The sequence below is a fragment of the Vibrio qingdaonensis genome (assembly GCF_026191675.1).
In the GTDB taxonomy this organism is placed as follows: Bacteria; Pseudomonadota; Gammaproteobacteria; order Enterobacterales; family Vibrionaceae; genus Vibrio; species Vibrio qingdaonensis.
Genome location: NZ_JAKRRY010000007.1, coordinates 151,904 through 161,969, shown reverse-complemented (window position 1 = coordinate 161,969; position 10,066 = coordinate 151,904). Strand labels below are relative to the sequence as shown.

Annotated in this window: 8 protein-coding genes; 5 read left to right on the top strand and 3 right to left on the bottom strand. The window is 45.3% G+C overall.

The window, feature by feature from the left end:
- Positions 1-261 precede the first annotated feature (261 nt).
- Together MD535_RS07995 and MD535_RS07990 are read left to right on the top strand one after the other, a co-directional pair.
- Complete coding sequence (locus tag MD535_RS07995; protein ID WP_265674349.1) at positions 262-1,701, top strand: 6-phospho-beta-glucosidase; 1,440 nt, start codon at positions 262-264, stop codon at positions 1,699-1,701.
- Between the two features lie 169 nt (positions 1,702-1,870).
- On the top strand, positions 1,871-2,869 hold the full coding sequence (locus MD535_RS07990) for a LacI family DNA-binding transcriptional regulator (protein WP_265674353.1): 999 nt from the start codon (positions 1,871-1,873) through the stop codon (positions 2,867-2,869).
- 73 nt (positions 2,870-2,942) lie between these two features.
- Here the strand turns inward: MD535_RS07990 and MD535_RS07985 are convergent, their stop codons facing one another.
- Both MD535_RS07985 and MD535_RS07980 read right to left on the bottom strand, forming a co-directional pair.
- Positions 2,943-3,599: an NAD(P)H-dependent oxidoreductase gene (locus MD535_RS07985; RefSeq protein WP_265674348.1), complete on the bottom strand. Its 657-nt coding sequence runs from the start codon at positions 3,597-3,599 to the stop codon at positions 2,943-2,945.
- A gap of 72 nt (positions 3,600-3,671) precedes the next feature.
- Positions 3,672-3,962 (bottom strand): putative quinol monooxygenase, encoded by a 291-nt coding sequence (locus tag MD535_RS07980; RefSeq protein WP_265674347.1) that lies wholly within the window; start codon positions 3,960-3,962, stop codon positions 3,672-3,674.
- 203 nt (positions 3,963-4,165) lie between these two features.
- Between MD535_RS07980 and MD535_RS07975 the strand changes: the two genes are divergently transcribed.
- The 3 genes from MD535_RS07975 to MD535_RS07965 all read left to right on the top strand — a co-directional run bounded on the left by MD535_RS07975 (position 4,166) and on the right by MD535_RS07965 (position 6,721).
- Positions 4,166-5,098, top strand: coding sequence for a LysR family transcriptional regulator (locus MD535_RS07975; protein ID WP_265674346.1), 933 nt, complete (start codon positions 4,166-4,168; stop codon positions 5,096-5,098).
- A gap of 24 nt (positions 5,099-5,122) precedes the next feature.
- On the top strand, positions 5,123-5,920 hold the full coding sequence (locus MD535_RS07970; RefSeq protein ID WP_265674345.1) for a helix-turn-helix transcriptional regulator: 798 nt from the start codon (positions 5,123-5,125) through the stop codon (positions 5,918-5,920).
- Positions 5,921-5,989: 69 nt separating this feature from the next.
- Positions 5,990-6,721 carry a transglutaminase-like domain-containing protein gene (locus MD535_RS07965; RefSeq protein ID WP_265674344.1) on the top strand — a complete coding sequence of 244 codons (732 nt, stop codon included), beginning with the start codon at positions 5,990-5,992 and terminating at the stop codon, positions 6,719-6,721.
- Between the two features lie 136 nt (positions 6,722-6,857).
- Here MD535_RS07965 and MD535_RS07960 read toward each other — a convergent pair whose 3' ends face one another.
- Entirely contained in the window at positions 6,858-9,935 is a 3,078-nt protein-coding gene (locus MD535_RS07960; protein WP_265674343.1) for an efflux RND transporter permease subunit, read from the bottom strand.
- Positions 9,936-10,066 lie beyond the last annotated feature (131 nt).

Here is a 10,066-nt window from a genome sequence, read left to right as displayed (position 1 = left end):
TTAAACGAGTTGTATATTGAGTATATAACCGTATGCCAAGAGTGAAGCACAAATTCGCCATCTGTTGGATCGTATAAAAATGGCGGGCATAGGAGAGAGCGAACGGTTGGTATTGTAATGTGACTCTTGTCACATTTTGCTGTTTTTTACATTGTTGAAACCGGTTTCAGAAATAATGTTGGCGTTAATGCGCAGGCGTTTATTTCGCTCCGACACAGAAGTGACGCTCGGATTAATTCAATCAATTTGGTGAGTCAAAGTATGAAAACAAGTTTTCCTAGTGATTTTTTATGGGGTGGTGCGGTTGCTGCGCATCAGCTAGAGGGCGGCTGGAACGCTAATGGTAAAGGTGTGAGCGTAGTGGATGTCTTGACTGCTGGAGAGCATGGTGTGCAGCGCCGTATTACCGACGGTGTGCTAGAAGGTGAACACTACCCGAATCAAGAAGCCGTGGATTTTTATCATCGCTATAAAGACGACATCAAGTTGTTTGCTGAGATGGGGTTTAAATGCTTTCGAACCAGTATTGCTTGGACTCGTATCTTTCCTAAAGGGGATGAATTAGAGCCGTGCGAAGCAGGATTGGCGTTTTATGATGATATGTTTGATGAGCTAATTAAGCACGGCATTGAACCGGTTATCACACTGAGCCACTTTGAAATGCCTTACCAACTAGCGAAAGAATATGGTGGTTGGATGAATCGCAAAATGATCGACTTTTTTGTTCGTTATTCTACGGTGGTCATGGAGCGTTATAAGCATAAAGTGAAGTATTGGATGACGTTTAATGAAATCAATAATCAGGTCAACGTCTCTGCAGATATTTTTGGTTGGATGTGTTCAGGTGTGAAATTTTCGGAATTTGAACGCCCGAAAGAGGCAATGTATCAAGCGGTTCATCACCAGTTTGTGGCAAGTGCGTTAGTGGTGAGCAAGGGACATGATATTAACCCTAATATGAAGATTGGTGCCATGTGTGCCATGGTGCCATTTTATCCACGTTCTTCGAAACCAGCTGATGTGATGCTAGCCCAGCAAGCGATGCGAGACCGATATTTATTCTCCGATGTGATGGTGCGAGGTCACTATCCGGCTTATGCAAAACGTGACTGGGCAATCAAAGGGTTTAATATTGATATGCACCCTGAAGATGAATTGATTCTGAAGCAGGGTAAAGCCGACTATCTTGGCTTTAGTTACTACATGTCGAATACGTTAGATTCTACGTCGCAGCAATCGACAAAAGAGAGTATGGATGGCGGACATGAAAACTCGGTTGAGAATCCATTTATCAAATCCAGTGATTGGGGGTGGTCAATTGACCCTACTGGCTTGCGTTATTGCCTGGCGTCACTTTATGAGCGCTATGAAGTGCCACTGTTTATCGTAGAAAATGGCTTTGGCATGATTGATCACGTACAGGATGATGGCAATATTGAAGATGACAGCCGCATCGATTATTTGCGTGAACATATTGCCGAAATGAAAAAAGCCGTCTGTATTGATGGTGTTGAACTGATGGGTTATACCCCGTGGGGATGCATTGATTTGGTCTCCTTTACCACTGGTGAAATGAAAAAGCGCTATGGTTTTATCTACGTTGATAAGCACAATGATGGGTCGGGCAGCTTTTCTCGAGCAAAGAAAAAGTCATTTAGCTGGTATCAGAGTGTGATAGCTTCTAATGGCGAAGTGCTTTAGGTTAATCTGAACTAATGCCGTAATCATAAACGCCCGCACCAGTGGGCGTTTATGATGTAATAGTGGTACTTGTGATGTAATAGTGGTACTTGTGATGTAATAGTGGCACTTATGATGCAATCGTGGGCGATTAGAATGTATTAAAGAGGTATGGGTGGTGAAAGTAACGATGCTGGATGTTGCCAATGAGGCGGGCGTCTCTAAAGCGACAGTATCAAGAGTATTGAACAAGAAAAATATCGTACGACCGGATGTCGTGAAGCGAGTGTTTGATGCGATTCAGAAAACTGGTTATCGGCCCAATATCCTAGCGCAAAATCTGGCTATGAGAAAAACCAATTTCATCGGTTTTGTTATGAGTAATGTCTTGTTTGATGGCCCTTATTTTTCTACCTTGATGAATCATGCCGCTTCATTTTGCGAAGAGTCGAACCACCAGTTAGTGATGACGGATGGGAAACACAGTAAAGCAGAGGAAAGGGACGCCATTAATTTTCTTTTGGATATGAAATGCGCCGGCATCATTGTTTATTCAAAATATCTAAACGAAAAAGAGCTCGCGGAAATCATTAGCCGTACCACTACCCCGATCATGGTGTTGAATCGCCCCGTCTCCGATCACCCTCAACACGCGATTACAACCAATCATTATCAAAGTGCCTGTTTAATGATGGAGCACTTAGTGCAAAACGGTCATCGCAGCATTGCTATTATTCGTGGCAACCCAAACTCAGGCACAGATCAACAGCGTTATCGCGCCTATAGGGATGTATTGGAAAAACATGGTTTACCCGTTGATAAAGAACTGGAGCAATGCGGAAACTGGGCGTTGAAAGGGGGCTATTTAGCCGCAGTACGGTTACTTGAGTGTGATCGACGACCGTCAGCAATACTGGCTTGCAATGATGATATGGCGATGGGTGCCATGCGTGCATTCAGTAATGCAGGCTTGTCATTACCTGAAGAGATCTCAATTGCAGGTTTTGACAACAGCAATATGGGCGAGTATTTATCACCAAGCTTGAGCTCGGTCAGTGTACCGTTGGGCAATATGGTTAAGGTGGCGATACTACGGATATTGGGAGAGAATGAACGAGCCCAATTAATTTCAATATCGGGCTCGCTAGTGATTAGAGAGTCAATTAAGTCACTGACAGCGCCAGAGTAGCCATCGTTTAAGGGATGGTTCGAACCATTGTTCAAATTAACTATTTTGGCGGAAGTAACGGCACTCTAAACGGTTATAAAACCGTTAATACGGCTTCGCGGCTTAAGCGCGATTTAGGCAGGGATGCATTGTAATCTTCATCCGCATGGTGATACCCCATCGCTAAGGCAACATCACACTGGTAGCCACCCAACTCCTCTCTAAACAGCTCTGTGATCATCTCGGAATCGACGCCTTCCATTGGCGTTGAATCAATACCTAAGCGGGCTAAAACATGCATGGTATTACCGAGCGCAAGGTAGGTTTGCGCTTTCGTCCATGTTGACGTATTGCCGGTCTCATCGGTGTTCAATTCAGCAAACGCAAAACCACCAAAGGCTTGCTCGCGTTGCTCGGGTGCCGTACGGCCATCTTCAATCCCTTTGTCGACCACTTTTGCGTAATCATCACGGGTGTAGTTGGGGTGGTATGCGAACAAAATAATATGTGAGGCTTCTTTGATATGAGGCTGATTAAATTGATGCTTGTTAACAAACGTATCGTGCATGCGCTGCTTGGCTTCATCGCTTTCAATGACGATAAACTTCCACGGCTGTGAGTTGATCGACGAAGCGGACAGTCGTGTTGCCTCGTAAATCACCTCTAGTTCGTCTTGAGGGATACGCTTTGTCGCATCGTAGCGTTTAGCGGTATAACGTTGCTCTAAGTCAGCAATGATGGGATGTGTCATGGTCATCTCCGAAATGAAAATAGTTAGGAATAGAAAGCGTTAGAAATAAAAGCCGTCGAACTTCTGACAGCATTACCCAATACGAGTCATCTCATTGAGTGTAAAGCTGGCGACGGCACCTTCGGTTGCCGTCTTGTATTTCGCAATGTGGGCGCTACGCAAATGCGCTTGTAACAGCTCAGGTGACGTCCAGTTTTCATAAAACGTAAAGTGCGCAGGGTTGTTATTATCTTGGTGCAAGTCGTAATTGATGCAGCCTTCTTCGGCGCGCGTTGCGTCAATAAGTGCTAACAGTTCGGATTTAACCAATTCAATTTTATCTTCATTAGCGATGATATTGGCAACAATAGTTAATGACGTCATAGTCTGTTCTCGTCTTCTTAAGGCGCAGTAATAAGCGACTTATGAGTATGGATAAAGTGTTTGTGTCGAAACATAGTAATAGTAAGATTGATAGTTATAAAGAGGCTATAATTTGAATTATTATCAAAAATTATTTGATAATAAGTGTGAAGCACGTGTTGTGGATCATCATCTAACCAAACCAAGAGAGCAGGGGTAGGTCAATGCTACTTGAAGATTTACACGTTATCTTAAAGGTGGCGGAGTTTCGCAGTATCACCGCTGCCGCAACTAATCTTGATATGAGAACTGCCACCGCCAGTGCAGCGGTAAAGCGTGTTGAAGCGTCACTGGGTGCGGAGCTATTTGTTCGCACCACCCGTCATTTACGACTTTCTGCTGCGGGTGAACGGTATCTACCACAGTGTGAGCAAGCCGTGAAAATGCTTCAACAGGCTAAGCTCAATATGCGAGAAGAGCTTGGTATCATTGACGGCGAAGTGCGAATAGCCATGTCTTCTGATTTAGGGCGTAATATCGTCGCCTCTTGGCTCGACGACTTTTTACTTGAATACCCGAAGGTGTCTCTACGCACCCATATTAGTGACAGTAATATTGATTTCTATCGCGATGCCGTGGATATGGCGTTGCGCTATGGGCCCAAATTGGACTCGAATTTATACGGATTTAAGATTAGTGATGCGCCAAGAGTGTTGTGTGCGAGCCCTGATTACTTGGCTGAGCATGGTACGCCTCAGACCCCACAAGATTTGCTGAATCACAATGCACTGTTCTACCAATTGCACGACATTATCCAAGATGAGTGGGCTTTTAATGATGGGAAGCAAGACTATAAGATTAAACTAAAAGGCAATCGGGCCTCTAATGACAGTGATTTCGTACGACGTTGGTGTGTAGAAGGTAAAGGCATCGCGTTCAAGTCATGTATCGATATGTCGAGTGATTTGCTAGCAGGGCGAGTGGTGAATTTGATGCCACAATATAAGCCCACGCCGTCAGAATTATGGTTGGTTTGCCCCAGTCGCCAATCGATAACACCCACTGTACGCCTATTGCGAGATAGGTTTAGAGATAAGAGTCAGGCGATATTAACCAAGCTTATAGAGAAAGGGGTGTTTGGTTCAAACGGAATTTGATGGGTATTGCTAAGGAGTAGAATAATGGCTGAACCAAAGGTGTGGATTAGAGCGGGGATCATGATGATGTACGGGTCATCGATAGATGCTGATTACCATCGCCATCATGCTATTCAGCTGGTTTGGCCCAAGCCCGAAAGCCGTTGTACTCTGTGTTTACGAGCCGAGACATTGTCTTCGAATGGGTTATCTCATGTTGTTAGTAAAGAGATCGCTGCGCCTATGATACTCGCCTCGAATGTAGAGCATCAATTACAGATGGAAGAAGGCTGGATTGTGTTGCTGGAGCCAAGCGGTGAGCTTGGAGCAGCAATGAATCAGCTTTTGGCGCAGCGCCCCATTGAGATGCTGCCGAAACTGCACTTCTCAAGGCCAAGGGCTTCAGATATCAAACTTGATGATGTCGCCATTCACCTCCTATCGCTGTTAGAACATTTAAAGCAACCCAGTCCTTTTTATCTCAATAACAACAGTAATATTATCGATCCTCGTATTAAAAGGTTAGTCGATGAGCTTTATCAGTGCGTCGGTGTCACTTGTTTGAAGCCGAATGCATGGCGTGCTGCGGACGTCGCGGCAACACTTGCCTTATCAGAGAGTCGATTTTTGCATTTGTTTCGTCAAGAAGTAGGAATACCGTGGCGTCCATACTTACTTTGGTGTCGAATGATCTGTGCTGTTGAAGCGGTACTTGCTGGTCAATCGGCCACAGAGGCGGCCTATATGGCGGGGTTTTCGGATAGCGCACATTTAAGTCGGACGTTTCGTCATACCTTTGGTATGACGATTCGACAAGCTAACGCAGTGTTTCGACGTTCGTAGCCAGTTTATTCAATTATTCTAAAAAGTGGTTAGTTACTCTAAGGGTAGATTCAGTGACCGGAGTAATCTATGAACGAGTTATCTCAAGCCTATTTACAACCCACACCGATGTTGGATTTTTTACATGATGACATCCAAGAATTGATTGACGAAAAACAATGGAAAACCTTGTCTCGCTATGATGCGATTGGTGCAATTTATCATTTTGTCCGAGACGATATTCGTTTTGGTTACAATAGTGACGACCGTCTTGCTGCGAGCCAAGTACTAAAAGATGGTTATGGGCAGTGCAACACCAAAGGTACGTTATTAATGGCGCTCCTTCGCTCTGTGGGTATTGAAACCAGACTGCATGGCTTTACGATTTATAATGAACTGCAGCGAGGTGCTATTCCTACGGCGATTTTTCGTGTGGCTCCAGAGCGCATCATTCATAGTTGGGTAGAAGTCTACCAAGAAGGGCGTTGGGTGAATTTAGAAGGTTACATTTTAGATAGTGGCTATCTAAGGCAGGTACAGCAGCGTTTTTCCGCGCAACAAGACGCCTTTTCAGGTTATGCAATATCGACAAAAAACTTGGCTCAGCCAGATGTCGATTGGAAGGGTGATGATACCTATATACAGAGTGAAGGTATTGCCGATGATTTTGGTGTGTATCCGCAGCCGGATGACTTTTATTCAAAATATGGTAGTAATTTGTCCGGGGTCAAAAAGGTATTATATCGTTACGTATTGCGCCACATTATGAACCTAAATGTCAGCCGTATTCGTTTACGAGGGATTGGAGAAAGGGCGTCGTAATATGTGCGTTGTTGGGTTCAAATGGTGTTTGAAACTCGCGCTTTGGCAGCGGTATGTGCAGCGCTGCTGCGGTTAAACGTTCCGAGCAGCGCGATAGGTTAGCGATATTGGTTAGGGTCGCTTTAGCGGATTTTACTTATTGGTAATTGGTAATTGGTAATTGGTTATTACTTGTTGGCTGTTGGCTATTGGTGACAGGAGAGGTGTCGCTTATGACCTTAGGTCGCGCACAAAGTGCATATAGACAAGGTATGACAATTAATACAATCGGTAATGAGAGCAGCAATCCATACCCAAGCGTTAATGACATCGGCCCCATATAGACATCGGTACCGCCAATACCGTAAGCCAATGGCAGTAAGCCTACCACGGTTGTGATTGATGTCAGGACGATAGGCCTGAAGCGGCTTGCTGCGGCTTCAACAATCGCGTGAGTGACAGAGAAACCCTCTTGTTGCAGTTCGTTAATACGGTTGACGAGGACCAGAGCGTTATTGACCACGACCCCAGCCATCCCCAATATACCAACCAAAGCAAATAACGAAATAGGCTGCATGTGGAGAAATAGCGCCATTAATGCAGAGACAATAGCAAACGGAATGACGGCCATGATCAATAGCGGCTGTAATAACGACCCAAACATAATGGCGAGCACAAAATAGATGCCAATCATTGCAGCAGGGAAAGCGACAAAGAAGCCAGACATGGTTTCGTCGGTGTTCTCTGCTTCACCACCAACATCGAGTCTTACGCTGGTTCCTACCTGCGGTGTTAACGCTTGAGTCAGTTGCTGACTGAGTGCTCCAGAGCTTAGGTTGTCATCGATAATTTGCGCGCTAACTAATATTTGGCGATCGCCGTTGTAGTGGAGAATTTCTCGTGGCGCTTGAATTTCTTGAACTTTTGCTAAACGGTTGAGTGGCACTTTTACCCCTGAAGGTGTGGTGATTTTAGTGGTGGCGAGCTTGTCGAGATTGCGATATTTTTCATCCAGTATCACGCGCAGCTTCACTTCTTCGTCGCCAATCCATGTTGATGTCACCGTATCACCATCAAACGCAATGCGCAGCGTGTTAGCAAGATCTTGCACGGTTAAATTGTAGCGCGCTAGCCACTCGTATTGTGGTAATACTTGTAATTGTGGATCGGTCAACGCTTCGTTATGAGTGACGTTATCAAGCCCACTGTGCTGGCTCATCCAATCCATGACAAGGTCCAATGCTTGTTCGCGCTCTTTCTGGTTATTGCTGATGATGCGAATTTCTACCGGCTCACCGGGAGGGGGACCACCTGCATCTACCGTAAATTTTACAAAATTTATACTGGTCGAGTTGGTCAATTCGTGGCTGAGCGAGTCGGCGATATCATTGGCGGTTCGTGTACGTTGATCAACATTTGTCAGCGTGATCAACCCACGGCTCACAGGGCTGGAGTACGTGATTTGATGCGAGACGACTTCATTGCTTGGTAATGCTGCGATAGCGTTCTCTAAGTCCGTATGGGTTTGGCGGACTTTATTGAGCGGGGTGCCCGGAGCGATCTCTGTGTAAATCTCAATGTATTTGGCCGCATCACTTGGAAAAATGTCGAGCTTTAGTGTGGTTAGTAGCGTTGAGCTGCCCACAAGGCACGTAAGTGCGAGCACTAAAATACGTTTTTTGCGAGCTAAACAGTAGCAAAGTATCGCTTTGTAGCGCTGAATGAGTGCTGTGAAGCGCGTATTGTTCGAACCATTCCTCGGGGGGCTATCGAGTGATGTAGCCAAATGTGCAGGCAGAGTAAAGGTACATTCTGCCAGTGAAAATAAAAGCGCGGTAATGACCGTGATAGGAATAACAATGATGGCTTTGCCCATGGTGCCTGGAATAAAAAACATAGGGATGAAAACCAGCGCCGTTGTTGTCAAGCTGGCAATGATGGGGCGAATGACGTTCTGAACCCCCAAGGTCGCCGCTTCAACGCCAGACTTCCCTTGTTCTTTTTGTTGATAAATACTCTCGGCGACGATGACTGAATCATCGACAATAATACCAATTACCAGAAGCAAAGCCGCAAGGGTAATACTGTCTAGATTCATGCCAAGTGCGGGTAAGACGGCCATGACCCCAAGTACACAAAATGGAATGGAGACGGATACCCAAAAGGCGACTTGGCGTTTCAATATCATACTTAGAACAATAAGAACCAGAATGAGCCCAACTCCACCATTGATGGTGACGATGGAGAATTTTTCTGCCATATCATCCGCTAGGTTTAAAGTAATCGGAAAGCTAAATTGACCTTCTAGGCGTGTATTCTCTTGATCTAAAATTGTTTTTACGCGGTCGATAGTGGCAATAATGTCCGCACTGGCATTTTTGCTGATGGAGAATACCACGGCGTTCTGCCCATCCACCATACCCAGCTCAGTGGCTTTCTCAAACCCATCGGAGACTTGAGCAACATCCCCCAATCGGATCATTTCACCGGTGGGCAAGACATCGATGATGGTGTTGGCGAGCTCTTCAACTGTGTGAATTTGCGTGAGGGTAACAATGCGTTGGTCGTTGTCCCACGACTCCACAATTCCCCCAGAAAGTGACAGGCTACGCGTATTAATCGCGGCAATGACATCATTAAAGGTTAATTGATATCGAAGTACTTTGGTTGGGTCAACCTCAATCCAAAACTCTCTCTCGGTGTAGCCGTCCAGACGCACGTTTCCGACACCGGGGACTGATCTTAACCGCTTTTCAAGTTCACGAGTGTATTGCTGTAATGCGTGATTATCGAGCGTTGTTACTACGCCGAATGTCATAACATCGAAAGAGGAGGTGTCCTTTTGGACGACTAACGGAGGGTTCGAGATATCTTTTGGTAGACCTTGAACACGATCCACGGCTTGTTGAATATCACGAACCGTCTTATTGACCTCATAACTTTCATCGAGCTCGATGTTGATATAAGACTGGCCATCAAAAGACTGAGAGTAGTAGGTTGTGAGCCCTTGAATCGACTTCAGCTCTTTCTCAATTTTGTTGGTGATGTTTAACTCAATATCTTGCGAGGATGCCCCCGGATATTGTGTCGTGATCTCGACTTCCGCAAATGCCACGTCAGGGAGCTCTTGAAGTTTGAGAATGCTGATTGCGCCAGCCCCCACTAAAAGCACCATTATGGTAATAATACGAGCGAGAAAACTGCGCCTAGCAAAGTAGGCAAGAAAAGTGTTCATTCGAGACCCCTTAAGTTGAATTAGCAATCACTAGATTGACGATGGTTGAATGAGTAGTGGTGAATCGCGAGGGCTTAATTAAGCGAACCGAGATAATTAAGTGAACCTAGTTAATTAGCTGGATTCCGTTA